Origin of the sequence: Kocuria sp. LHG3120 (genome assembly GCF_049897445.1) — a bacterium.
GTDB classification, from domain to species: Bacteria; Actinomycetota; Actinomycetes; order Actinomycetales; family Micrococcaceae; genus Kocuria; species Kocuria rosea.
The window spans coordinates 21,614-46,079 of sequence record NZ_JAFCWG010000006.1; the positions used below are offsets into that span (position 1 = coordinate 21,614).

The 24,466-nt window shown below is 74.2% G+C and carries 19 protein-coding genes (1 of these 19 only partly in view); 10 read left to right on the forward strand and 9 right to left on the reverse strand.

The annotated features are described in order from the left end of the window. A protein-coding gene (locus ACP7CD_RS12565) for a L,D-transpeptidase family protein (RefSeq protein WP_426120441.1) crosses the window boundary here: on the forward strand, window positions 1–1,061 show its 3' portion. Its footprint begins 454 nt before the window's first position; only the last 1,061 of its 1,515 coding nucleotides appear in the window; the start codon falls outside the window, past its left edge; its stop codon occupies window positions 1,059–1,061. A gap of 70 nt (window positions 1,062–1,131) precedes the next feature. Here the strand turns inward: ACP7CD_RS12565 and ACP7CD_RS12570 are convergent, their stop codons facing one another. The 4 genes from ACP7CD_RS12570 to ACP7CD_RS12585 all read right to left on the reverse strand — a co-directional run bounded on the left by ACP7CD_RS12570 (window position 1,132) and on the right by ACP7CD_RS12585 (window position 5,970). Then, window positions 1,132–1,734 (reverse strand): TIGR03085 family metal-binding protein, encoded by a 603-nt coding sequence (locus ACP7CD_RS12570; RefSeq protein WP_017832772.1) that lies wholly within the window; start codon window positions 1,732–1,734, stop codon window positions 1,132–1,134. Between the two features lie 102 nt (window positions 1,735–1,836). Beyond that, on the reverse strand, window positions 1,837–2,292 hold the full coding sequence (locus ACP7CD_RS12575) for a DUF3817 domain-containing protein (protein ID WP_017832771.1): 456 nt from the start codon (window positions 2,290–2,292) through the stop codon (window positions 1,837–1,839). Then, the gene (locus tag ACP7CD_RS12580) at window positions 2,279–4,237 is read right to left on the reverse strand and encodes an ABC transporter ATP-binding protein (RefSeq protein WP_426120311.1); all 1,959 of its coding nucleotides are present in this window, start codon (window positions 4,235–4,237) and stop codon (window positions 2,279–2,281) included. The genes ACP7CD_RS12575 and ACP7CD_RS12580 overlap by 14 nt, the downstream gene beginning before the upstream one ends. After that, window positions 4,237–5,970, reverse strand: coding sequence for an ABC transporter ATP-binding protein (locus tag ACP7CD_RS12585; RefSeq protein WP_426120313.1), 1,734 nt, complete (start codon window positions 5,968–5,970; stop codon window positions 4,237–4,239). Before ACP7CD_RS12585 ends, ACP7CD_RS12580 begins: the two co-directional genes overlap by 1 nt. Before the next feature lie 227 nt (window positions 5,971–6,197). Here ACP7CD_RS12585 and ACP7CD_RS12590 point away from each other — a divergent pair, with 227 nt between their 5' ends. The 6 genes from ACP7CD_RS12590 to ACP7CD_RS12615 all read left to right on the forward strand — a co-directional run bounded on the left by ACP7CD_RS12590 (window position 6,198) and on the right by ACP7CD_RS12615 (window position 13,627). After that, a complete protein-coding gene (locus ACP7CD_RS12590) occupies window positions 6,198–6,989 on the forward strand; it encodes a DeoR/GlpR family DNA-binding transcription regulator (RefSeq protein ID WP_017832768.1) in 792 nt (263 codons plus the stop codon). Continuing rightward, the gene (locus tag ACP7CD_RS12595; protein ID WP_426120314.1) at window positions 6,986–7,960 is read left to right on the forward strand and encodes a 1-phosphofructokinase family hexose kinase; all 975 of its coding nucleotides are present in this window, start codon (window positions 6,986–6,988) and stop codon (window positions 7,958–7,960) included. The genes ACP7CD_RS12590 and ACP7CD_RS12595 overlap by 4 nt, the downstream gene beginning before the upstream one ends. 69 nt (window positions 7,961–8,029) lie before the next feature. Beyond that, a complete protein-coding gene (locus tag ACP7CD_RS12600) occupies window positions 8,030–10,153 on the forward strand; it encodes a PTS fructose transporter subunit IIABC (RefSeq protein ID WP_095650825.1) in 2,124 nt (707 codons plus the stop codon). Window positions 10,154–10,222: 69 nt separating this feature from the next. Next, window positions 10,223–11,923, forward strand: coding sequence for a phosphoenolpyruvate--protein phosphotransferase (ptsP, locus tag ACP7CD_RS12605; RefSeq protein WP_426120315.1), 1,701 nt, complete (start codon window positions 10,223–10,225; stop codon window positions 11,921–11,923). Between the two features lie 81 nt (window positions 11,924–12,004). Next, window positions 12,005–12,283, forward strand: coding sequence for an HPr family phosphocarrier protein (locus tag ACP7CD_RS12610; protein WP_017832764.1), 279 nt, complete (start codon window positions 12,005–12,007; stop codon window positions 12,281–12,283). A gap of 141 nt (window positions 12,284–12,424) precedes the next feature. Then, complete coding sequence (locus tag ACP7CD_RS12615) at window positions 12,425–13,627, forward strand: ATP-grasp domain-containing protein (protein WP_426120316.1); 1,203 nt, start codon at window positions 12,425–12,427, stop codon at window positions 13,625–13,627. Between the two features lie 12 nt (window positions 13,628–13,639). Here the strand turns inward: ACP7CD_RS12615 and murJ are convergent, their stop codons facing one another. Next, window positions 13,640–15,187: a murein biosynthesis integral membrane protein MurJ gene (gene murJ / locus ACP7CD_RS12620; RefSeq protein ID WP_426120317.1), complete on the reverse strand. Its 1,548-nt coding sequence runs from the start codon at window positions 15,185–15,187 to the stop codon at window positions 13,640–13,642. A 302-nt stretch (window positions 15,188–15,489) separates the two neighbouring features. On the opposite strand from murJ, the gene ACP7CD_RS12625 reads away from it, so the two are divergent. Then, window positions 15,490–16,572 carry a lipid II:glycine glycyltransferase FemX gene (locus ACP7CD_RS12625; RefSeq protein ID WP_426120318.1) on the forward strand — a complete coding sequence of 361 codons (1,083 nt, stop codon included), beginning with the start codon at window positions 15,490–15,492 and terminating at the stop codon, window positions 16,570–16,572. Window positions 16,573–16,636: 64 nt separating this feature from the next. Continuing rightward, the gene (locus ACP7CD_RS12630; protein WP_426120319.1) at window positions 16,637–18,595 is read left to right on the forward strand and encodes a threonine/serine ThrE exporter family protein; all 1,959 of its coding nucleotides are present in this window, start codon (window positions 16,637–16,639) and stop codon (window positions 18,593–18,595) included. Window positions 18,596–18,724: 129 nt separating this feature from the next. On the opposite strand, the gene ACP7CD_RS12635 is transcribed toward ACP7CD_RS12630, so the two are convergent. The 4 genes from ACP7CD_RS12635 to ACP7CD_RS12650 all read right to left on the reverse strand — a co-directional run bounded on the left by ACP7CD_RS12635 (window position 18,725) and on the right by ACP7CD_RS12650 (window position 23,647). Next, window positions 18,725–20,560, reverse strand: a complete 1,836-nt coding sequence (locus ACP7CD_RS12635) for a DUF222 domain-containing protein (protein ID WP_426120320.1) — start codon at window positions 20,558–20,560, stop codon at window positions 18,725–18,727. A 220-nt stretch (window positions 20,561–20,780) separates the two neighbouring features. Next, window positions 20,781–21,716 (reverse strand): siderophore-interacting protein, encoded by a 936-nt coding sequence (locus tag ACP7CD_RS12640; protein WP_426120321.1) that lies wholly within the window; start codon window positions 21,714–21,716, stop codon window positions 20,781–20,783. A 30-nt stretch (window positions 21,717–21,746) separates the two neighbouring features. Next, window positions 21,747–22,424, reverse strand: a complete 678-nt coding sequence (locus ACP7CD_RS12645) for a uracil-DNA glycosylase (protein ID WP_426120322.1) — start codon at window positions 22,422–22,424, stop codon at window positions 21,747–21,749. Between the two features lie 113 nt (window positions 22,425–22,537). Further along, entirely contained in the window at window positions 22,538–23,647 is a 1,110-nt protein-coding gene (locus tag ACP7CD_RS12650; protein ID WP_426120323.1) for a YihY/virulence factor BrkB family protein, read from the reverse strand. A gap of 110 nt (window positions 23,648–23,757) precedes the next feature. Between ACP7CD_RS12650 and ACP7CD_RS12655 the strand changes: the two genes are divergently transcribed. Then, window positions 23,758–24,465: an SDR family oxidoreductase gene (locus tag ACP7CD_RS12655; RefSeq protein WP_426120324.1), complete on the forward strand. Its 708-nt coding sequence runs from the start codon at window positions 23,758–23,760 to the stop codon at window positions 24,463–24,465. Window position 24,466 lies beyond the last annotated feature (1 nt).

Sequence of the window (24,466 nt, forward strand, 5' to 3'; positions counted from 1 at the left end):
GGAACGAGATCTGCGGGCTGGCCGGTCGTGGGTGCCGGCAGTCGTTCTCGGGCCACCGCACGATCTACTGGACCTCCTCGACGGGGGCGCGGACGGTGAACACCTGGGGTGCGATCGGCAAGAAGTGGGCCCTCGGCGGGAGTGAGTCCGGGACCCACGGTTATCCGACCACGGACGAGATCTGCGGGCTGGCCGGTCGTGGGTGCCGGCAGTCGTTCTCGGGCCACCGCACGATCTACTGGACCTCCTCGACGGGGGCGCGGACGGTGAACACCTGGGGTGCGATCGGCAAGACCTGGACCGCGGCCGAGCGCGAGCGGGGGTCGCTCGGCTACCCCGTCACGGACGAGGTCGGCACCGGCACCGTGCACCAGAAGTTCCAGCGGGGACTCGTCACCTGGAGCCGCGCCACCGGCGCCCGGACGCACCTGTTCCGCGGCGAGTGCCACCACCTCAACACGGGGCGCTCCGTGCAGCCGACCCGCAACGCGGCGCGCGTGTCCCTGACCATCGCCGAGGGCTACGGGCGCTCGCAGGCCACGTTCGTCAACTGCGTGCGGATCGGCGGAAGCTATGTCGAGGAGTGGCGGACGTCCGCCTACGTGGGGGCCAGCGGGTTCAAGCGGCCGGGGGTGCCCTCGGGGCACACGCAGTACCTGTTCTCCCCGCAGGGCTCGTACTCGGTCACGGAGTCCTTCGGGGTCTACAACCCGGGCACCGCGCTGCCCTACCGGCAGCTCAACCCCAACTCCCGGTGGGGCGGCCGCCTGGGCACGCTCTACAACAAGTACTTCGAGTCCACCGGCTACACCTGGCCGGACGAGAACATGTGGTACTTCTCGCTGTCCGGCGACTACCGGCTCGGCGTGGTGATCAACTACAACCGCCCGCCCGACTCGTCCATCGTCCAGGGCAACGGCTTCGCGATCTTCCTGCACGCGAACAAGAAGCCCACGGCCGGGTGCATCGCCCTGCACGAGCACGAGGTCGCCCGGTACATGCGCACCGCGCGCCCCGGTGACCGGATCATCATGGGCGTCCGGGCGGACCTGTTCCGCTGACGGACCGGGGACGTCAGGAGGGGGACCGCGCGGCGCGCGGTCCCCCTCCGTCGTCGGTGCGGATCACGGGCTACTCGACGGACTGCTCCACCCGGGCCTGCTCCCGGCGGCCCAGGGCCCACAGCACCAGCTCGCTCGGCACGGCGCGCAGCACGCGCACGGTCCCCGTCCTCCCGCGGCCGCCGCGCACCGCGCCGTAGGACGGGGCGATGAGCACCACGGTGTCCTCCTCGTCCTTGAGCACCACCTTGGCCAGCAGGCTCAGGGACCGCCACAGGGCCTGCTCCTCGTCGTGCAGCAGCGGGCGCTCGTGCCAGTCGGGCTGGGCCCGGCGGACGTCCTCGTGGTGGACGAAGTACTCCACGGTGTTGATCCGCTTGTCCACCGGTCCGAGCCGTGCGGGCGAGTACAGCGGCGGGTGCTCCACCTTCCGCACGAGTTCCTCCCAGGGCTGGCCGGCGACGGCCTGTTCGGCGCGGCGGGCGCGCTCGCCCAGCACGGGCACCCGCGGGAGCACCTGACCGGCGAGGACGTCCGGCCGCCCGGAGCGCACGACGAGGTGCACGGCGAGGTCGCGGGTCCTCCAGCCCTCGCACAGGGTCGGGGCGTCGGGGCCCAGTCGGCGCAGGAGCGCGGCGAGGTGCCGGCGCTCGACGTTGGCGAAATTGGTCACGTGGATCCTCCTCGTGGCGCCGCCGTGGGTCGGCGGGGCCGTCCTGGCGTCCACGCTATACCGGGTGCGGGCCCGCCAGGAACCGGCGCGGCCGGGCCGGGCTCAGCCGCGGGGAACGGGCGGTCCCAGGTACAGGAGCACCGAGGTGAGGCCCGCCACCACGACCGCGCCCGCCGCCACGGCCAGCCACGGGCTGCGGAGGGACCAGGCCTCCAGCCGCTCCGGCACGGTGGCGGGACGGTCGCCGCCGGGGGCCAGGCGCCATCCGCCGGCGAGCCGGCCCGTGCGCTCGGCGCGGCGCTCGAAGGGGATCGTGGCCCAGGGGACGACCGCGCTGGCCAGGCCCAGGGCCCCGAAGCCCGCCGACCACCGCTGGTCCACCCAGACGAAGCAGGTCACCACGCAGTAGCCCAGGAACACGACCCCGTGCAGCATGCCGAAGACGGGCACGAAGGCCTCCGAGACCCCCGTGTACTTCAGGACCATGCCGAGGATCAGCAGCGTCCAGGTCACCGCCTCCGCGAGGGCGAAGCGGCCGTAGAGCTCACGGGGTGTCATGGGTGGTGCTCTCCTGCACGTCGAGGGGCTGCTGGTCGGTGGGGGCGTCGTCGGGGACCGCCGGAGCCGCGAACTGGCTCGCGTGCAGCGCGGCGTACGCGCCCCGGGCGGCGAGCAGGTCGTCGTGGGCGCCCCGCTCCACGATCCGGCCGTCCTCCATCACCAGGATGATATCCGCGTCGCGGACGGTGGAGAGACGGTGCGCGATGACGAACGAGGTCCGGTCGCTGCGCAGCGCGGCCATGGCCTGCTGCACGAGCACCTCGGTGCGGGTGTCCACCGAGGACGTCGCCTCGTCCAGGATCAGCAGGGAGGGGTCGGACAGGAAGGCCCGGGCGATGGTGATGAGCTGCCGCTCGCCCACGGACACGTTGCTGCCCTCCGGGTCGATCACGGTGTCGTAGCCCTCCGGCAGCGCGCGCACGAAGCGGTCCACGAGGGTCGCCCGGGCGGCCTCGAGCACCTCCTCGTCCGTGGCGTCCAGCCGTCCGTAGCGGATGTTCTCCCGGATGGTCCCGCCGAACAGCCAGGCGTCCTGCAGGACCATCCCGACCCGGGAGCGCAGCTCGGCGCGCGAGAGGTCGGTGATGTCCACGCCGTCCAGCATGATCCGCCCGGCGTCGAGCTCGTAGAAGCGCAGCACCAGGTTCACGAGCGTCGTCTTGCCGGCGCCGGTGGGCCCCACGACGGCCACCGTCCGGCCGGGGAGCGCCTCGAAGGTCAGGTCCTGGAGGAGCGGGGTCCCCGGGACGTAGGAGAAGGAGACGTGCTCGAAGCGCACCCGGCCGGGGGACCGTGCGGGCAGGCGGGCGCGGGTAGCGTCGGCCTGCTGCTCCGGGGCGTCGAGCAGCTCGAAGGCGCGCTCCGCGGAGGCCACCCCGGACTGCAGGGTGTTGGCCATGCCCGCCATCTGGGACAGGGGCTGGGTGAACTCCCGCGAGTACTGGATGAACGCGGTCGCCGCCCCGAGGCTCAGCTGCCCGGAGGCCACGCGCAGCCCGCCGAGCACGGCGATGCCCACGTAGGAGAGGTAGGAGATGAACTGCATGACGGGCATGATCGTGCCGGAGACGAACTGTGCCCCGAAGGCCGCCCGGTACAGCTCCTCGTTGCGCTCGTCGAAGCGCTCGGCCATCTCCTGCTCGCGGCCGAAGACCCTGATCAACTCGTGGCCGGAGAACGAGTCCTCGATGTGCCCGTTGAGGGCGCCGGTGGCGCGCCACTGCTCCGTGAACAGGCGCTGGGCGCGCACCCCGATGAACCCGGCGGCCCCCGCGGACAGGGGGAGGGCGACCAGGGCCACGAGCGCCAGCTGCCACGACACCACGAACATCATGATCACGATGCCCACCACCGTGAGCAGGGACTGGACCAGCTGGGCGAAGGAGTGCTGCAGCGCCGTCTGGACGTTGTCGACGTCGTTGGTCACCCGCGAGAGCACGTCCCCGCGCTCACGGGTGTCGAACCACCCCAGCGGCAGCCGGTTCAGCTTGTCCTCGACCGCGCTGCGCAGGTCGTGGACCACCTGCATGACCAGGCGGTTGAGCAGCCAGCCCTGCGCCCACATCAGCAGCGAGGCCACCAGGTACATGACCAGCACCGCCGCGATCAGCCGGGCGAGCGCGGAGAAGTCGATCCCCGCCCCGGGGACGACGTCCGCGGCGGAGACCAGGTCCGCGAGGTTCTGCTCGCCCCGGTCCCGCAGGTCCTGGGCCACCTCCTCCCGCGTCGCGCCCGCGGGCATGTCCCGGCCGAGCACCCCCGTGAAGATCACGTCCATCGCTCGGCCCAGGACGAGCGGGGCCCAGACGTTGAGCGCCACGGACACGGTCCCGGCCAGGAGGACGAGCGCCAGCGCCCGCCGCTGCGGGGCGAGCAGGCCCAGCAGCCGTCCGGCGGAGGCCCAGAAGTGCTGGGGCCTGCGCGGCGGGGCGGGCGCGGCCATCAGGCCACCTCCTCCGCGCGGGTCTGCGACTCGACGATCTCCCGGTAGGTGCCGGAGGAGGCCAGCAGCTCGTCGTGGGTCCCGCGCGCCGTGATCCGCCCGGCGTCCAGGACGAGGATCTGGTCCGCGTCCTGGACGGTGGACACGCGCTGGGCCACGACCAGGACGGTCGCGTCCCGGGTCGCCGGCACGAGGGCGGCGCGCAGCCGGGCGTCGGTGGCCACGTCCAGGGCGGAGAACGAGTCGTCGAAGAGGTACACCACCGGGCGGGCCACCAGCGCCCGTGCGATGCACAGCCGCTGCCGCTGCCCGCCGGAGACGTTGACGCCGCCCTGGGCGATCGGGGCCTCGAGCCCCCCGGGCATCCGGCGGACGAAGTCCTCCGCCTGCGCGGTGCGCAGCGCGGCCCAGAGCTCCTCGTCCGTCGCCCCGGCGTCCCCGAGCCGGAGGTTGGAGGCCACGGTGCCGGAGAACAGGTACGGCCGCTGCGGCACGAGGGCCACCCGGGCGGCGATCTGCTCGTGGGACAGCCGGGGCAGCGGGACGCCGTCGAGCTCCACCGTGCCCCCGGTGGGGTCCAGCAGCCGGGGGACGAGGTGCAGGAGGGTGGACTTGCCCGACCCGGTGGCGCCGACGACGGCGGTCGTCCGGCCCGGCCCGGCCCGGAAGCCCACGCCCTCCAGCACGGGCAGCTCCGCCCCGGGGTACCGGAACGTCACGTCGCGCAGCTCCACCGCGCCGGTCCGGGAGGCGGGGACCGCGGGCTCGGCGGGCTCCCGCAGGGAGGGCTCCGTGCGCAGGACCTCGGTGATGCGCTCGGCGCACACCATGGCGCGCGGGACCATCATCACCATGAAGGTCCCCATCATCACGGCCGTCAGGATCTGCAGGAGGTACTGCAGGAACGCGGTGAGCGAGCCGACCTGGATCTGCCCGGCCCCCACCCGCTGGCCGCCGAACCACAGCACGGCGGCGGTGGCAAGGTGCAGGATCATGGTGATGACCGGGAACATCAGCACGAACAGGGAGCCGATGCGCACCGACACGTCGGTGAGCTCCCGGTTGGCGGCCGCGAAGCGGCGGCGCTCGTGGTCCTCCCGCACGAAGGCCCGCACCACCCGGATGCCGACGATCTGCTCGCGCAGCACCGCGTTGATCCGGTCGATCCGCCCCTGCATGAGCCGGAAGAGGGGCATGAGCAGGGCCACCAGCACGCCCACCGCGATCCCGAGCACGGGCACCGACACCCACACGAGCCAGGAGAGCCCGGCGTCCTCCCGGAGGGCCATCACGATCCCGCCGGCGCACATGATGGGCGCCGCCACCATGAAGTTGAGCCCCATGAGCACGAGCATCTGGATCTGCTGGACGTCGTTGGTGCCCCGCGTGATGAGGGTGGGGGCGCCGAAGCCGTTGACCTCGCGGGAGCCGAAGGAGCCGACCTGCCGGTGCACGGCGCGGCGGAGGTCCCGGCCGGTGCCCATCGCCGCCCGGGCCGCGCAGTACACCGCGGCGACGGCGGCCGCCACCTGCAGGAGCGCGACGCCGAGCATCACCTCCCCGACGCGCAGGATCAGGCCGGTGTCGCCCCGGACGACGCCCTCGTCGATGATCCGGGCGTTGAGGCTCGGCAGCAGCAGCGCGGCGATCGTGGCGACCAGCTGGAGCGCGACGACGGCCAGGACCCACGGCAGGTAGCGGCCGGTGTGCTGCCGGACGAGACGGAGAAGCATGGGCGTCCGCTCCTGGTGGCGGGACGGGCGGGGCGGACCGGGCGGTCCGTGATCCAGGCTACGCCGCGGCGCGGACACCGTGCCCCGCCCGGTCGGCCGGGGCCTCGCCGCCGATTGTGGCCTTTCGTGAAGTGGATCACCACAACCCCTGGTAAAACCACACGAACTCACATAAACTCAAGGGAACGCAAAGACAGTCCATCGTTCTCGTCCGTGAGGTGCACGCCATGTTCGCAGAAGAACGCCAGGCCGAGATCGCCGAGCTGGTGCTCACGACTCGCCGGGTCAACGGCGCGGACCTGGCACGTCGCTTCGACGTCACCATGGAGACGGTCCGGCGCGACCTCGCGGCCCTCGAGGCCGCGGGCAGGCTCCGCAGGGTGCACGGGGGCGCCGTCTCCGCGGACCAGTCGACGTCCGACGAGAAGGCCATCTCCTCCCGCAAGCACCTGAACACCCCGGAGAAGCGGCGGATCGCGCAGGCGGCGTTCGACCTCCTGCGCACCAGCGGGGCGGGGGCCGTCGTGCTCGACGCCGGCAGCACCGTCGAGGCCCTGGCCGACCTCATCGTCCGCACCGACTCCACCCTGCCGGACGGGCAGGAGCAGCTCATCATCACCCACGCCCTGCACATCGCCGCCAAGCTCGCCGACGCCTCGGGCATCGGGCTCGAGCTCGTCGGCGGGCGCGTCCGCAAGCTCACCTGGGCCGCCGCCGGCGGACGGGCCGCGGAGCACTACACCCGCCTGCGCCCGGACCTCGCGTTCGTGGGCTGCAACGGGATCCACGCCGCGTTCGGGCTGAGCACCCCGGACCCCATCGAGGCGGTCGTCAAGACCGCCATCATCCAGACCTCCCGCCGGGTCGTGGTCCTCTGCGACTCGGCCAAGCACGATCAGGAGACCCTCATGCGCTTCGCGTCGCTCGACGAGATCGACACCCTCATCACCGACCGGGCCCCCGGCCCCGAGCTGGCCGCCGCCCTCGAGGAGGCCGACGTCGAGGTGGTGATCGCGTGATCCTCACCGTCACCCTCAACCCGTCCCTCGACCGCACGGTCGAGCTCCCGGCGCCGCTGCGCCGCGGCGCCGTCCAGCGCGCCGACGGCGCCCGGCAGGACGCCGGCGGCAAGGGCGTGAACATCTCCCGGGCGCTGCGCGCAAGCGGCGTCCCGACCCTGGCCGTGCTGCCGGGCGACCCCGGCGATCCGCTGCTGGCGGAGCTCACCGCGGCCGAGGTCCCCTACGAGGCGGTCCCCGTGGGCGCCCCGATCCGCTCGAACATCACGATCACCGAGCCGGACGGCACCACCACCAAGATCAACGCCCCGGGTGCGCCGCTGGGCACCGAGCACGTCGACGCCGTCGTCGAGCTCCTGGTGCACCGCGGCGCGGACGCCTCCTGGGTGGTCCTGGCCGGCTCGCTGCCGCCCGGCGCCCCGGAGGACGTCTACGCCCGGATCGTCCGCCGGGTCCGCACGGCCCTGGGGGAGCGCTCGCCCCTGTTCGCCGTGGACACCTCCGGGGCGGCGCTGCAGGGCGCCGTGTCCGGCGACGACGCCCTGCCCGACCTCATCAAGCCCAACGGCGAGGAGCTCGCCGAGCTCGTCGGGACGGTCGACGGCGAACGGCTCGAGGCGGACCCCGACCTCGCGGCCGCCACCGCCGCCGCGCTCGTGGACCGCGGCCTGGGCGCGGTCCTCACGACCCTTGGGGCCGGCGGGGCCGTGCTCACCGTCCCGGAGGGCTCCTGGCACGCCGTCCACGCCCCCGTGGCCGTGCGCTCCACCGTGGGCGCCGGCGACAGCTCGCTCTCGGGCTACCTCATCGCCCAGGAGCGCGGGGACGCGGCGCCGGAGTGCCTGCGGCAGGCCGTGGCCTCCGGGTCCGCGGCGGCCGCCCTGCCGGGCACCCGGGTCCCCACCCTCTCCGAGACCACCCCCGAGGCGGTCACCGTGCGGGAGCTCCCCGCGCGCGCCGTCTCCGGCTGAACCGAACCACTCCACCCCACCTCATCCGAACCACCCGGGCCACCGGCCCGGCCGCTCAAGGAGGACATCGTGTCCGAGCTCATCACTCCCGACCTGGTCTCGCTCGACCAGGACCTGGGAGCAGACAAGGAATCCGTCATCGGCCGGCTCGCCGCCCTGGTGCAGCGCACCGGCCGCGCCGAGCAGCTCGACGGGCTGCTGGCGGACGCCATCGCCCGCGAGAACAAGACCGCCACCGGCATCCCCGGCGGCATCGCGATCCCGCACTGCCGCTCCGCCGCCGTGACCGAGCCGACCCTGGTCATGGCCCGGCTCGCGCAGGGCGTCCCCTGGGGCGCCAAGGACGGCCCCGCCGACATCGTCTTCTTCATCGCGGCGCCCGAGGGCGCCGACCAGACGCACCTGAAGCTGCTGGCCAAGCTCGCCCGCTCGCTGATGAAGAAGGACTTCGTGGCCGCCCTGCGCGCCGCGCGGTCCGAGCAGGAGGTCGTCCGGATCGTCGACGACGCGCTGGGGCTCGGCGGGACCGCCGAGGGCGCCTCCGCGACCGGCCCGGCGACCGCCGGCGCCACGTCCGCCGCCGCGGTGCCCGCCTCGGTCGACGCCCGGGCCGCGGACGGGGGCGCCGCGCCGGCGTCCGCCGCCCCGGCCGCGGGCGACGCCGGCCCGCACGCCGGCAAGAAGATCGTGGCCGTCACGGCCTGCCCCACCGGCATCGCCCACACCTACATGGCGGCGGACGGGCTGACCTACGCCGCCGAGGACATGGGGGTCGACCTCCAGGTCGAGACCCAGGGCTCCGCCGGCTTCACCAAGCTGGACCCCGCCACGATCGCCGCGGCGGACGCGGTGATCTTCGCGACCGACGTCGACGTCCGGGACCGCGCCCGGTTCGCCGGCAAGCCCTTCGTCGCCTCGCCGGTCAAGCGCGGCATCGACGAGCCGAAGGTCATGATCGAGGAGGCCCTCGCCAACGCCGGGAACCCGAACGCCCCGCGCGTGCAGGGCGGGGCCGGCGGGGACGCCGACCAGGGCGCCACCGGCGGCGCGAACGAGGGCTGGGGGACCCGCATCCGCAAGGCCGTGATGACCGGTGTCAGCTACATGATCCCGTTCGTGGCCGCGGGCGGGCTGCTCATGGCCTTCGGCTTCATGGTGGCCGGGGCGGACATCGCCAACATCGCCGACGACGTGCTGACCGGCTCCACCATCTGGAACCTCGGCGAGTTCACCCTCGCCCAGTACATCGGCGCGGTTCTGTTCAAGATGGGCAACCTGGCCATGAGCCTGCTGGTGCCCGCACTGGCCGGCTACATCGCCTACGGCCTGAGCGACCGTCCCGGCATCGCCCCGGGCTTCGCGGCCGGCCTGGTCGCGAATTTCATGGGCGCCGGGTTCCTTGGCGGCATCGTCGGCGGTCTGCTGGCCGGTCTCGCCGCCTACTGGCTGGCGCAGCCCCGGCTGCCCCGCTGGCTGGGTTCGCTGATGCCCGTGGTGATCATCCCGCTGCTCGCCACGATCTTCGCCGCGGGTCTGCTGCTGCTGGTCCTGGGCGGGCCGATCGCCACCTTCATGGCGTGGCTGACCGAGGTCCTCAACGGCATGACCGGTGCCAGTGCGCTGGCGCTCGGCGCGATCCTCGGCCTGATGATGGGCTCGGACCTGGGCGGGCCGATCAACAAGGTCGCCTACACGTTCGCCGCCGCAGGCCTCGGGGCCGCGACCGTCGCCAACACCGCCCCGCAGGAGATCATGGCCGCGGTCATCGCCGCCGGCATGGTGCCCCCGCTGGCCATGGCCCTCGCCTCGACGGTGGCCAAGCGCTACTTCACGGTGGCCGAGCGGGAGAACGGCAAGGCCGCGTGGCTGCTGGGAGCCTCCTTCATCTCCGAGGGCGCCATCCCGTTCGCCGCGGCCGACCCGCTGCGCGTGCTCCCCGCGTCCATGGTCGGCGGCGCCGTGACCGGCGCGATCAGCATGGCCACGGGCGTCACCTCCGCCGCGCCGCACGGCGGGGTGTGGATCCTGCCGGTGATCGGCAACCCGCTGATGTTCCTGCTCGCGGTGGTTGTCGGTACCGTGGTCACAGCAGGCATCGTCGTCGCCCTCAAGCACGTGGGCGGTGCGCACGGCCGGGTGGCCGACGCCACCCGCTCGCGCGAGGACGCCGCCGCTGTGCCGACCACCGCCTGAGCGGTGCGCACGGGCCCCGCCCGGGGCCCGTGCGCACCGATCCGAGCCTTCTCGAGGAAGAGGAACACGATGCAGACACTGACAGGCGTGGGGGTGTGCGCGGGCCGCGTCATCGGCGAGCTCTTGAGCATGCCGGAGCCGGTCTCCGAGCCGGCCGCGGGGCTGATGCTGCGGGACGAGGAGCCCGAGGCGGCGGTGGCCCGGCTGCACACGGCCGCCGCCGCGGTCAAGGCCGAGCTCAAGCGCCGCGCCGAGGTGGCGACCGAGAAGGACGCCGCGGACGTGCTCAAGTCCACCGCGCTCATGGCGGGGGACAAGGCACTGCTGAAGAACGCCGCGAAGCTCGTCAACGGCAAGGGGCTCGCCCCCGAGCGCGCCCTGTGGGAGGCCGCGAGCGACTACGCGGACCAGATGCGCGCCCTGGGCGGGTACATGGCCGAGCGCGCCGCGGACATCGAGGACGTCCGGGCGCGGCTCGTGTCCCAGCTCCAGGGGCTGCCCATGCCGGGCGTGCCGCAGCGGGACGTCCCGTTCGTGCTGACCGCCGAGGACCTCGCGCCCGCCGACACGGCGACCCTGGACCCCGAGATGGTCCTGGCCCTCGTCACCTCCGGCGGCGGCCCGCAGTCCCACACGGCCATCCTGGCCCGCAACCTCGGGCTCCCCGCGGTCGTGGCGGCCCGGGGCGTCGAGGCGCTCGCCGACGGCACCCGCGTGTTCGTGGACGGCGCCACCGGTGAGATCCGCACCGAGCCCGGCGCGGACGAGCAGGAGCTCGTGGAGGCCTGGGTGCGCAGCGCCGCGGCGCGCGAGGCCTTCGACGGCCGCGGCGTGCTCTCGGACGGCACCGAGATCCCGCTGCTGGCCAACGTGGGCACCCCCGAGGACGCCCGCACGGCGGCCGCGGCCGGGGCCCAGGGCGTGGGACTGCTGCGCACCGAGTTCTGCTTCCTGGGCCGGGACAAGGAGCCCTCGGTCGAGGAGCAGGTGGAGCAGTACACCGCGATCCTCGAGTCCTTCGCCGGCAAGAAGGTCGTGGTCCGCACGCTCGACGCCGGGGCGGACAAGCCGCTGCCCTTCCTCACCGACACCGCCGAGCCGAACCCCGCGCTCGGGGTCCGGGGCTACCGCACGGACCGCTCCGTGCCGGGCGTGCTCGCCCGGCAGCTCGAGGCGATCGCGCTGGCGGAGAAGGCCACGGACGCGGACGTGTGGGTCATGGCGCCGATGATCGCCACGCCCTCCGAGGCCCGGGACTTCGCCGTGATGGCGACGGCCGCAGGCCTGCGGGTGCCCGGGGTCATGGTCGAGACGCCGTCCGCGGCCGTCACCGCCGACCAGATCCTGCGCCACGTCAAGTTCGTGTCCCTGGGCACCAACGACCTGACCCAGTACACGATGGCCGCCGACCGGATGATGGGCTCCCTCGCGGAGCTCAACAACCCGTGGCAGCCCGCCGTGCTGCGCATGATCCGGTACACCGTGGAGGGCGCCCGCCGGGCCGAGTCCGAGGGCGCCGGCCCGCGCAACGTGGGCGTCTGCGGCGAGGCCGCGGCCGACCCCGCGCTCGCCGTGGTGCTCGTGGGCCTCGGGGTGCACACCCTGTCCATGAGCCCCCGCGGACTGGCCGCGGTCGCCGCCGTGCTGCGCAGCGTCGACCTCGCCACCGCCCAGGCCCTCGCCGAGGTCGCGATCGAGCAGCCCAGCGCGGAGGAGGCCGCCGCCGCCGTGCGGACCGAGCTCAGCGTGCTCGCCGAGCTCGGCCTCTGACCCACCGACCGCACCGTTTCCGCACCACCCCAACCACCGGGGCCCGTCACCCAGGGCCCCGCAACCCGAAGGAGCACCACCATGGCAGAACGCACCGCCACCATCGCCTCGTCCGTCGGCCTGCACGCCCGTCCGGCCGCGATCTTCGCCGAGGCCGCCGGGGAGTACGACCTCGACATCACGATCGCCGCCGAGGGCGAGCCCGAGGACGAGGCGATGGACGCCTCGAGCGTGCTGTCCCTCATGTCCCTCGGCGCCGGCCAGGGGGACAAGGTCGTCCTCCGCGCGGAGGGCGCGGGCGCCGACGACGCGCTCGACGCGCTCGTGCAGATCCTCGAGACGGACCACGACGCCGAGTAGGACCCCGCCGCACCGTCCAGCCACGGCGCCCGCCCACCGCACGGTGAGCGGGCGCCGTCGCGCGTGCTGACCCGCCGCACCGACCTCTCACGTGCCCCGACTACGGTGGAGGGGACGCCCGCACACTCCGATGGAGGACCGATGACCGCCGCTCGACCACCGCTCGACCACCGCCGCCGGGAGCCGGAGCGCGCCGCGCAGGCCCCGCGGCGGGCCCTCGTCGTGGGCACGGGCCGGGACCGGGGGGCCCTCGCGGCGGCGCGCGCCCTCGAACGGGCGGGCTGGCACGTGGGCGTCGGCACCCCCGACGGACCGGGCATGCTCGGCGCCACGCGGGCGGCCGCGACCCGCCACGAGGTGCCCCGCCCGCGCGGGGACGGCGCCCGCTTCATCGACGGCGTCCGCCGGGCGGTCGCGGAGGGGTCCTACGACGTCGTCTTCGGCGCCGGCGACGACTGGATGGCCGCGGTCTCGGCCTACCGTCAGCACCTCCCGGCGTCGGTGGCGCACCCGGGCCCGGACGTGGTCGCGGAGGCCCTCGACAAGGTCGGGCTCGCGGACCGGGCGGCCCGGGCGGGCCTCGCCGCCCCCCGGACGCTGGTGGCCACGGACGAGGCGCTCGCCGCCTGGGACGGCCCGGTCGTCGTCAAGTGCCGGGCGCACTGGGCGCCAGGGCAGACCCGGCCCCACCGCATCGAGGCCAAGCTCTTCCCGGACGCCCCCGCCGCCGCCGGACAGGTGCGGCGGATCCGCGAGGCCGGTGCCGAACCGGTGCTGCAGGTGCCCGTGCGCGGCACCCTCGGGGCCCTCATCGGGGTCCACCACGACGGTCGCCTGCGCGGCCGGGTGCAGCAGACCACCTCCCGGCTGTGGCCCACGCCCAACGGCGTCTCGGCCCGTGCGGAGACGGTGCCCGTCGACGAGGAGCTCGCGGCGCGCGCCGAGGTGCTGCTGCGCGACCTGGGCTGGTGGGGCCTCGTGGAGCTGCAGTTCCTCACCGGGGACGACGGCGTCCCGCAGCTCATCGACCTCAACGGCCGCTTCTTCGGCTCGATGGCCCTGGCCGAGGCCGCCCGCCCCGGGCTGGCCGACGCGTGGGGCCGGCTGGTGCTCGGCGCGCCCGTGCCGGAGCTGCCGGACGCCCGCCCCGGGGTCCGCTACGCCTGGCTCGCCGGGGACCTGCGACGGGCCTCCGTGGAGCGCCGCGGCGGTCTGGCCGCGGACGTCGCCGACACCCTCCGCTGGGGCCGCGGCGCCCAGCACAGTGTGTGGGACCTGCGCGATCCCGGGCCCACGTGGCACCTGGCCACCTGGCGGCTCAGGAACGGCGCCCGCTCCGGGTAGGGCGGCGCCGCGTCAGCGCCGGCGCAGCGTCCGCAGCGTCTCGCCCACGAGCAGGCGCTCGGGAGCCCGCAGCACGACGAGCCCGAGCAGGTACGTCCCGCCCACCACGGCGGCGCAGAGCGCCGCGAGCACGAACGAGGGCAGCTCCGTCAGCGCCTCCCGCGCCCCCAGCCCTGCGGCGCCGGCGACGGCCGCCAGCACGAGCGCCCGCGCCACCAGGGCCGTCGTCGCCCTGGCGTCCAGCCCGGCGTGCCGCCGGTGCAGCAGCCACGCGTTGAGCAGCGCCGCCACGACCAGGGACGCGGTCGTGGCCGCGGCGATGCCGGCGAGGCCCAGCACCGGGGCCAGCAGGACGTCGCCGACCACGTTGACGACCATCGCCAGCACCGCCACGACCACCGGCCCGCGGGAGTCGCCGATGGCGTAGGACGCGCGGACCACCACCTGGCGGAAGCCGAGCGCGAGCAGCGCCGGCGCGTACCAGGCGACCGCGGTGGCCGTCGCCGCGACGTCCCCGTCGTCGAACGCGCCGTGCCCGAAGGCCGTGGCGACGAGGGGTCCGGCCGCGACCACGAACACCGCGCACACCGGGGCGAGCACGGTGACGACCACGGACAGCCCTCGGTCGACGAGCCGGCGCAGCTCGGGCCGGTCGTCCGCGGAGGCGCCCAGGGCCGGGTACAGGGGGACGAGCAGGGCCGCGATGACGACGGTCTCCGGCAGGTCGACCAGGCGCCAGCCGTAGGTCAGCGCCGTGATCGTGCCGTCCTCGAGGGTGGAGCCCACCGCCCGGTCGACGAGGGTGTTGATGTTGACCACGGCGTTGCCCACCAGCATGGGCGGCACGAGCCGGGCGATCTCCCGGAAGCCCGGGTCCCGCAGGTCCCACCGGGGCCGGAGCCGGGCGCCGAGCGCCCGCACGGGGGGCACCTGCATCAGCAGCCGCGCCGCCGAGCCCACCACGTAGCCCACGGCGAGCGCCGAGACGCCGTAGCGGGGCCCGAACAGACCTGCCGCGGCGATCATGACGAGGTTGAACGGGACGCCCTGCAGGGAGGACCACGCGAAGCGGCCGTGGGCCTGGACGAGCGAGGCCAGCAGGTCCGTGCCGGCCACGAGCACCGTCGCGACGAGGACGATCCGGGTGAGCGAGGCGGCCGTGGCGGTCTGGGCGTCGTCGAACCCGGGGGCGAGCAGGGCCGTCACCGGTTCCGCGAGCAGCCCCGTCACCACGGCGGCCAGGCCGAGGACGACCACGGTGACGGTGAGGGAGACCTCGAAGCCGCGGTGGCCGCGGCACCCCGTGCCGTCGGCGCGCTCCCGGGCGGTCTCCCGCGAGGTCACGGGGGTCACGGAGCGCGCCATCGCCCAGGCGATCAGGCCGAGGACGACGTTCAGCACGCCCTGGGCCACCAGCCACGCGTCGAGCTCGGCGCCCGCGCCGAAGACGGCGCCGACGACGACGTCCCGGGCGAAGCCCAGCACGGTGGAGACGGCGGTCAGTCCGGTCACGAGGACCGCGGCGCGGGCGATGCTCCAGCGCCCGCCCGGTCCACCCACGGCTCCCGCCACCTCCCTGGTCCGGACCGCGCCGGGGATCGGAGCGGACCTGCCGGTGCGCGCCGCGGACCTGCCGGTGCGAACCGCCTGAACAGAATACACAGCGCGGCACCCGGTGCCGCCCCGGCCCCGTCCCGGGCCTGCCGCGGGGACGGGAACGGGGGCGCGGCGCCCGACCGGCACGGCTCAGAGGCCCCTCAGGCCCGCGCGGTTAGACTGACCGGGGCCGGCCCCCGCCGGCGCACCGGCCCGCCGGCCACCCCGGCCGGCCGGCCCCGACGACCCCGACGATTGAGAGAGCCTTGCGAGAGTTCACCGCACGCTTCGCCACCGCCCAGGAGATCGAGGCCTGGGACACCCACGTCACGGCGAACCCGCACGGCGGCAACCTGCTGCAGTCGGCGTCCTTCGCGGACGTCAAGGCGGACCACGGCTGGCGGCCCCTGCACCTCGTGCACGAGCCCGCCGACGGCGGACAGGCGTCCTACAACCTCGTCCTCGAGAAGCCGGTGCCCGCCCTCGGCAAGCTCTGGTACATGATCAAGGGCCCGGACGTCGCCTCCGTCGACGACATCCCCGGGATCGCCGCGGCCAGCGCCCGGCTCGTGGCCGAGCAGCGGCTGAACGTCTTCGCGATCAAGATCGAGCCGGACGTCCTGGACTCCGACTACGCCCGCGGCGTGCTCACGCGGGCCGGGCTGAAGAAGTCCTTCAACATCCAGCCCAACGACTCCACGGCGGTCCTCGACACCGACCGGGACGAGGAGACCGTGCTGAAGTCGCTGCACTCCCGCGGGCGCAACGCCGTCCGGCGGGCCCTGCGCGAGGGCTGCACCGTCGAACGCGTCGAGCTGACCGAGCAGAACATGCGCCGGATGTACGCGCTCATGGACACCGTGGGGCAGGGGGACGCGAACGTGAACCTGCGCTCCTACGAGTACTACGCGAAGTTCTGGACGGCGTTCGAGCAGGCCGGCCAGGGGCGGCTGTACTTCACCTACGAGGACGGCGAGCCCTCGGTGGGCGCCTACGTCATCGCCTACGGCACCAAGGGCACCTACAAGGACGGCGGCTCGAAGCCCCGGCGCCGCCAGTACGGTGACTCCCACCTGCTGCAGTGGACCGCGATCACGGACCTCATGCGGGAGCACGGGATCGTCGAGTACGACTTCTGCGGCACCCCGCCGAGCGACCAGCTCAAGAACAAGGAGCACCCCTACTACGGTCTGGGGCTGTTCAAGACGAGCTTCACCAAGACCGTGGTCGACTTCGTGGGCGTCCACGACCAGGTCCTGAGCCCCGCCAAGTACGCGGTGTGGACCAACGTGGCCGAGAAGGTCCAGCGCCAGCTGTGGGTCCGCCGCACGGGCCAGCCCTTCTACTGATCCGACCCCGACCCCGACCGCCCGCCGGGCCCCCGCCCCCGCGCCCCGGAAGGAGGAACGCCGCGTGGTGACCGACCAGCGCGCCCCCCTGCGCCCGTTCGCCGCCTACCCCTCGTCGGACGGTGCCGAGGAGCCCGACCTCCACGTCGTCGAGCCCTTCGGTCCCGGCGGGGACACGACGCTCACGGGCGCCGCCCGCCCGGTCGCCCGGCACGGCGCGGGCCTGCCCGCGGTGCGCCCCACCGAGGACCAGGCCCAGCACGCCCGGCGCCGCGCCGGGACCACCGTGCTCGACATCGTGCCCGACGCCCCGCAGGCGCTGCCCGTGCTCAGCACGAGCCTGATCCGCCGGCACGGGGACACCCCCGAGCCGGAGAAGCGCCGCGAGCTGCTCTCCGCCGCCGAGACCGTGCCCCTGCCGGCGTCGGCGCGCCGGCGGCGCCGCACCGGCACCGACACGGTCCCCGTCTCCCGCCCGGAGACGACGACGATCGGACCGCTCCCGGCTCCCGGCAAGAGCTCCGACCGGATGCAGCGGGGCGCCTACCCGTCCACCCGGGCGCAGGGGACCCGGCCCGGCGGGCGCGCCCGGCTGCGCTCCATCCTGCAGGGGGAGGCCGCCCCGACCGCCCCCATGCGCGTGGTGGAACGGCTCAACGCCTCGCCCTTCGCCAATCTGCGCCGGTTCGGGGAGTCCACCAGCCGGCAGGCCCGGCGCACCCTGAACTTCGCGCTACGGCTCGCGGAGACCATGTTCCACTACGGGGCCGACGCCCTCGACGTCGAGAACGCCATCATCGCCGTGTGCGCCACCTACGGGGTCGAGAACGTCGAGGTGGACATCACCAACCAGGCCGTGACGATCAACTACATCGCCGACGACCAGCCGGACGGCGGGGACACCCGCACCCGCGAGGACGTCTTCAACGACCCGGACACCAACAGCCACACGGTCATGCGGGTCGTGCGCTCCTGGACGGACAACTACGCGGGGCTGGCCGAGACGCACCAGCTGGTCGCGGACATCACGGGCGGAGAGATGCCCCGCGGGGAGGCGGAGCGGCGCCTCGAGGCGATCAACGCCAAGCCCAAGCCCTATCCGCGGTGGATGGTGCGGGCCGCCACGGCCGCCGCGGCGATGACCATCACCGTCGGCATCGGCGGGGGAGTGCTGGGGGCGCTCGTGGCCGGTCTGTCCTCGGTCATCAACCAGGTCGTGGCGCACCGGCTGGGCGTCTGGCGGATCCCCGAGTTCTTCGCCATGGCCGCCCAGTCGGGGATCCTCACCACGATGGCCCTGCTGATGTCCTGGGCCGGTGTCGACCTGTCCCCGGCACGGGTCATCGCGGGCGGGATCATCCTGCTCCTGCCCACCACCCGCATGGTCTCCACCATGCAGGACGCGATCAACGGGTTCCCCGTCACGGCGGCCGGGCGGCTGCTCTCCACGTCCATGGCGTTCCTCGGCATCGTGGCCGGCATCGCCGGTGGCATCTCCGTGGCCGGCTACGCCGGCATGCCCCGGGTCGACGTCTCGCAGAGCGCCTTCGACCCGGTGGGCCCGCTGACCAACTCCGTGTTCATGCTGATCGCCACCGGGCTCATCGCGGTCACGATGCAGGCCAAGCCCCGTCACGTGCTCTCGACCGTGGCCGCCGCCCTCGGCGGTCTCGTGGTCTACCACACCGGCATGGCCGCCGGCCTGGGCTCCCGCCTGGACACGGCGCTCGCGGCGATCACCAGCGGGTGCGTGGCGACCGTGCTCGCGGCCCGGCACCGGATTCCCCAGCTGGTCCTGGCGATCCCCGCGATGACCTTCCTGCTGCCCGGGCTGTCCATCTTCCGCGGCATGTACACCATCACCGTGGAGACGGACACCTACGGCCCCGGGATCGTGGGGCTCGTCAACGCGATGGCCTCGATCGTGGCCCTGGCCTCCGGGGTGGTGCTCGGCAAGTACCTCATGCGCCCCTTCGTGGGGCACCTCAACGGCACCAGTTCCCGGCGCAACCGGCGCCGCTGACACATGGACCGCGGACGGCGCCGTGGTGGGCTGTGGGTCTGGGGCAGCACCGCGGTGGGCAGCGAGCCGGGCCAGCACCGCGGTGGGCTGTCGGCTCGGGGCAGCACCGGGCTGAATCCTCGGTGCGGCTCAGAACGGGGGCGGGTCGTCGTCCTGCCGGACCCCGTCGGGGCGGACCTCGTGAGGCCGGGCGCCGGAGGGCACGGTCCTGCGGGATGTCCACAGGACCGCAGCCGGTGACGGCTCGTCCGGTGCCTGCTCTGCCGGGGGCCGGACGTCGACGGGCAGGTCGTCGGCGATCCGCAGCGGCGAGAGCACGGGCTGGTGGTGCTGCTGGGGGTAGGTCACGTGGACGCGTCCGGCCGGTGAGGTCCATTCCAGGACGCCCTCCGGGGACTCCCGGCGGCGGTGCCGGACCCGCCAGCGCCCGAGCGGGCCGTCCCGGTGCTTGAGGACGTGGTGGTGGCGGCACAGATGGGCGAGGTTGTCCGCGGCGGTCGGCCCGCCCTCGACCCAGGCCACGGTGTGGTCGAGGTCGCAGCGCTCGGCACGTCGCCGGCATCCGGGGAACCGGCAGGTGCCGTCCCTCGCTCGCAGCCGGCGCTTGAGATCTGCCGGTACGGCGTACGTGGTGCGGTCGTGGTCCAGGACGGTGCCGGTGACCGGATGTGTCAGAACCCTCGACCAGGACCCGGCGCCGGCGGCGATCCGCTCGGCCACGCTCACCGGGATCGGCCCGTAGCCGGCCAGCTCCGCGCAGTCCGGGCTCCCTGCAGGCCCGCCGCCGGTTGTTCCGCCGGCGCTGCATGATCGGCCGGGGAGCCCGTCTCCGTTGGACGATTCACCGGGTACCGCGTCTCCGTCGGGTGATCGGCCGGGGAGCCCGTCTCCGTCGGGTGATCGGCCGGGGAGCCCGTCTCCGTCGGGCGACCGGCCGGAGGATCCGCGGCCGGGAGTCTGTGCGCTGTGCTCCAGCAGCGAGAGCACGGGAACGGTGACCGTGACCTGCCCGCGGATCCCGCGCAGGTGCTCCGGCATGCAGGCGGGCTCCCCGTCCAGCAGCAGTGCGGCGAGCACGTCCGCGCGCAGCTGCCCTGCCGTGCGCGGCCCGTCCTCCCAGCAGCTCCGGTCGTCGTTCGGACCCCTGCCCTCAGCGACGCCCCGGCCGCCACACGCAGACTCTGCCAGGTCCGTCGACGGGCTGTGCGGATCCACACGGGCGGCGATGGACGCGAGACGGGCATGGACGGCGTGGGCGGTGGCCGCGTCCAGGAGGGCGCACAGCCGCGCCATGCCGTCCTCCTCGGGTTCTATCCACACCCTGCGCCCCCGGCGGGCCAGCCGGTGACGGTCCTCCGGGAACCCGGCCAGCAGCCAGGCCCGCCGCCTCCGGGCCAGCGCCCGGAGCTGCGACGCGGTGGCCGTCGGCGCCTTCTCCAGCAGCTCGTCCACGACACGGGACACGGCCTCGCCGAGTGGCCACGGCTCGGGCGGCCGACCGGTCGCACCCACCAGGTCCCGCCACAGGTCCACGATCACCTCGGTCTGGCGCAGGGCGATCGCCCCGGACTCGAGAGCCTGCAGGACCCGGGGCAGGCTCTCGGCGAGCAGGACCGCGTTCTCCACCCGGCGCACCGCCGTGCCCGCCGGCAGCCGCAGTGCCGGGCCGATCTCGTCGGCCACGTCCAGCACCGTGCGCCTCTCCGGTTCCGGGATGTGCTGCCCACGACTGCGGGCTCGCTCGTTCGACCAGCGTGCCCGGGCCGCCCGTCGCCGATCGTGCGCCTGCTCCTGCAGCTGCCACATCCGGTGGATCACCCGCAGCTGCCGGCCCGCAGCCCGGGCCTCCGCCCGGGCGTCCTCGACCAGCTCCGTCACAGCACCGGCGTACTCACGGTCGGCAACGGCCGTGTCCTCCCGGAGGACCTCCTCCAGGCTCCGCGGCCGGCCGGCGGTAGTAGTCATGTCTCATGATCCCCACCGGGTCCGACACCATAAGGACGGAGACGGAGACGGAGACGGAGCCCGTGGCCCGGACCGTGACCATGCCCTGGGGCGGGGAGGAGCGGCCGTGAGACGCGGAGGGACGGCCCGGCTTCCGGGCGCGTCCGAGAACCGGTGCCCGATCTCGGGACGAGCAGCTCAGCGCCGCGCAGTGCGAAGGATCACCGCTCGCGGGTCCGGCTCAGAGGATCTGGCCGACCGGCAGCTTCTTCTCCGCCTGGAAGACGTCCTCGGTGCGGCCCCTCGCCCAGTAGCCGGACAGCGAGACCTGGTCCCGCTCCAGCCGACGGCGCGTGAACAGCTCCTCGCGCAGGGCCTTCATGACCTCCCGCTCGCCGTGGGCGAAGACCTGGACCCCTTCCGGGTCGGTGGGCCACCCGGCCTCGCGCACGGCCCGCACCAGGGCAGCGTCCTCTCCGGGACCGCTGTCCGCCCGGAACACCCAGCGCACCGCCATCCCGGCCGGGGCGGACACCGGCTGGACGTCGGAGGGCGTGTCCACCTCCAGCAGCGCCTCTCCCTGCGCGGAGGCCGGGAGGGTCTCCAGGACGGCGAGGGCGGCGGGGATCGCGGCGTCGTCGGCGGCTATCAGGGTCCACGCGGCGTCCGGGGCCGGCGTCCACCTGCCCCCGGGGCCGAGGGCGATGATGCGGTCCCCGGGCTCGGCGCGGGCCGCCCACGGGCCGGCGAAGCCGTCGTCGCCGTGCAGCACGAAGTCCATCCACAGCTCGTGCCGCTCCGGCACGTACCGGCGGATGGTGAGGTGGCGGGTGACGGGCTGCCGGTCGCCCGGCAGGGTCTCCTTGAGCTCCCAGTAGTCGGGGTTCCGTCCGGGCTCCGCCCCCGGCCGCGACGAGTTTGTGGTCTCGGAGTCAGGAGCGTCCGTGCCGGGATTCGAAGTCCCGGAAAGCGCGGTGCCGGCTTCGCCCGTGCCGGGCCGGAGGAAGACGAGCTTCACGTACTTCTCGGGCGGGACGATGTCCGCGTAGCGCTCGGGCTCGTCGATGCCCAGGACCACCCGGACCATCGACGGGGACAGCAGCTCGCGGGAGCGCACCGTCAGGTTCAGCTGCGGCTTGCGGGGTCTGGCGGGCCGGGCCCCGGGGGTCGTCGTCATGCCGCCCACCCTAACGGAGGCCTCCTGGTGTCACATCCGCCAGTCGACGGGCTCCGCGCCCTGCTGCTCGAGGAGGTGGTTCGTGCGGGAGAACGGCCGGGACCCGAAGAAGCCCCGGGACGCGGACAGCGGGGACGGGTGCGCGGACTCGACCGTGGGGAAGCCGTCCAGCCACGCGGCAGTGCTCCGCGCGTCCCGGCCCCACAGGATGGCCACCAGCGGGGTCCCGCGGCCGGCGAGGGCCTTGATGGCGCGCTCCGTGACCGCTTCCCAACCCTTGCCCCGGTGGGAGGCCGGGGCCCCGTCGCGCACGGTGATGACCCTGTTCAGGAGCATCACGCCCTGCCGGGACCACGCGGAGAGGTCCCCGTGCTCCGGCGGGTCGACGCCGAGGTCGTCCCGCAGCTCCTTGTAGATGTTCTGCAGGGAGCGGGGCACTGGACGCACGTGGGGCTGCACGGAGAAGGACAGGCCCATGGCGTGGCCGGGAGTGGGGTAGGGGTCCTGCCCGACGACCAGCACCCTGACCTGCTCCAGCGGGTCCTGGAACGCCCGCAGGACCGCCGGGCCCTCCGGGAGCGTGCGGTGCCCGTCGGCGTGCTCCTCGCGCAGGAACCGGCCCATCTGCCGGATCTGCGGTTCCACGGGGGCGAGGGCCTCCGCCCAGTCGGGGGCCATGATCCTGTCCAGGGGCTGGGTCTCGCTCACGGTGCTCCTCGGTGCGGGTGTCGTGCGGGTGTCGGCCGCCGGGACGGACGGCAGGTGCCGGTCCGGGCACCGGTGCTCCGGCAGGTGCGGACCCGGATGTGCCGGGCACCACTCTAGGCCGGTGCGGCGTCGCCCGCGGTCCCGGTGTCCGACGGGTGGTCCGCACCGCTGCCCGGACCGGTGTGCCGGTGCCGGAGGGCACGGCCCTCCTCGACGAGCTCGTCCTCCTTCGCCTGCATCCGCCGCACGCCCCGGAGGTCCCGCGGCGGCAGCCGCAGGTTCTCCTCGGCCTCGATCCCGGCCTGGAGCTGGCGTCCGCGCTCGATCTCGGCGTTGAGCTCGGCGCCCGCGAGCAGCACGATGTTCATGATCCAGATCCACAGCAGCAGGACGATCACGCCGCCGATGGCACCGTAGGTGGCGTTGAAGTCGTTGACGTTGGACACGTAGAAGCTGAACCCGGTGGTCGCAGCGCTCATGACCAGGATGGCGACCACCGAGCCGATGCTGAGCCACCGGAACCTCGGCTGCCGGATGTTCGGGGTGGCGTAGTAGAGCAGGGCGCTCACGAAGACGAGCAGCAGCAGCAGGGCCGGGATCCGGGCGGCCTGCCAGAGCCGGAGCGCCGCCTCGCCGAGGCCGATCAGCCCGCCGAGCCGCTCGGCGACCGGTCCGGAGAGCAGCAGGAGCAGCATCATGCCCACCACCAGGACCACCAGGGACAGCGTCACCGCGATCATCAGGGGGTAGAGCTTCCAGACGGGGCGGCCCTCCTCGACCTCGTAGATCCGGTTCATGGACCGTCCGAAGGCCCGCACGTAGCCCGAGGCCGTCCACAGGGCGCCGACCAGACCGGTGACCAGTGCCAGGCCCGCGGACGGGAAGCCGGTGAGCTCGCCGATCGGCCCCTCGAGCACGGCCACGGCCCCCTCCGGGACCCCGAACTCGTCGAGCAGGCGCAGCAGGGTCCTGGTGGTCGCCTCGGCCTGACCGACGACGCCGAGCGTCGACACCACCGTGAGCAGCCCCGGGAAGATGGACAGCACGGCGAAGAACGTCATCACCGCCGCCGAGTCCGTGCACTCGTCGCGGCGGAACTCGTGGACGGTCCGGCGCAGGATGTAGCTCCACGAGGGTCTCGTGATCTGCGCCGGCGACGAGGGCTTCTCCGCGCTGTCCGGGTCCGCCCCGGGATCTCCCGTGGCGTGGGGGTCGGCTGCCATGAAGCTCCTCCGCGTGGTCGGCTGCGGGCCAGGATACCGGGGCCGCCACCGCCCCGGCCCGTTCCGTCCGGGGCGGGCGGGACCGGCGGCGGACTGGCTAGAGTGGGCGCATGAGCGCTTCCTCCACCGAGACCCGACCCCTCGCCGTCGTCACCGGGGCCACCGGAGGCATCGGCCGCGCGTGCGTGGTGGACCTCGCCCGCGACCACGACGTCCTGGCCCTGGGCCGGGACGCCGGCCGGCTGGCCGAGCTCTCCGGCCTCCCGCACGTCACCGTCCGCGCCGCCGACCTGACCGACGTCGAGGCCCTGCCGTCCGTGGTGGCCGGCCTGGACCGGGTCGACGTCCTGGTGCACTCGGCGGCCGTGGCCGGGCGCACCACGGTGGAGGCCGCCTCCGTGGCGGACTGGCGGGCCCAGCTCGAGCTCAACGTGGTGGTCCCCGCGGAGCTGACCCGGCTCCTGCTGCCGGCCCTGCGAGCGGCCCGGGGGAAGGTCGTGTTCCTCAACTCCGGCTCGGGGCTCAACGCCCGCGCCGGGGACGCCGTCTACGCGGCCTCGAAGTTCGCCCTGCGCGCGCTCGCCGACTCGCTCCGCCAGGAGGTCGAGGCCGACGGCATCGTGGTCAGCTCGGTGCACCCCGGCCCGGTCGACACGCAGATGCAGCGGGACATCCAGGCCGGCCTGGGCAACGAGTACGTCCCGGAGCGCTACCTGCGGCCGGAGTCCGTGGCCGCGGCGGTGCGCGCCGTCGTGGACGCGGGCGAGGACGCGCAGCTGACCACCCTCTCCCTGCGGCCGCGGGCCGAGTCGCGGTGAC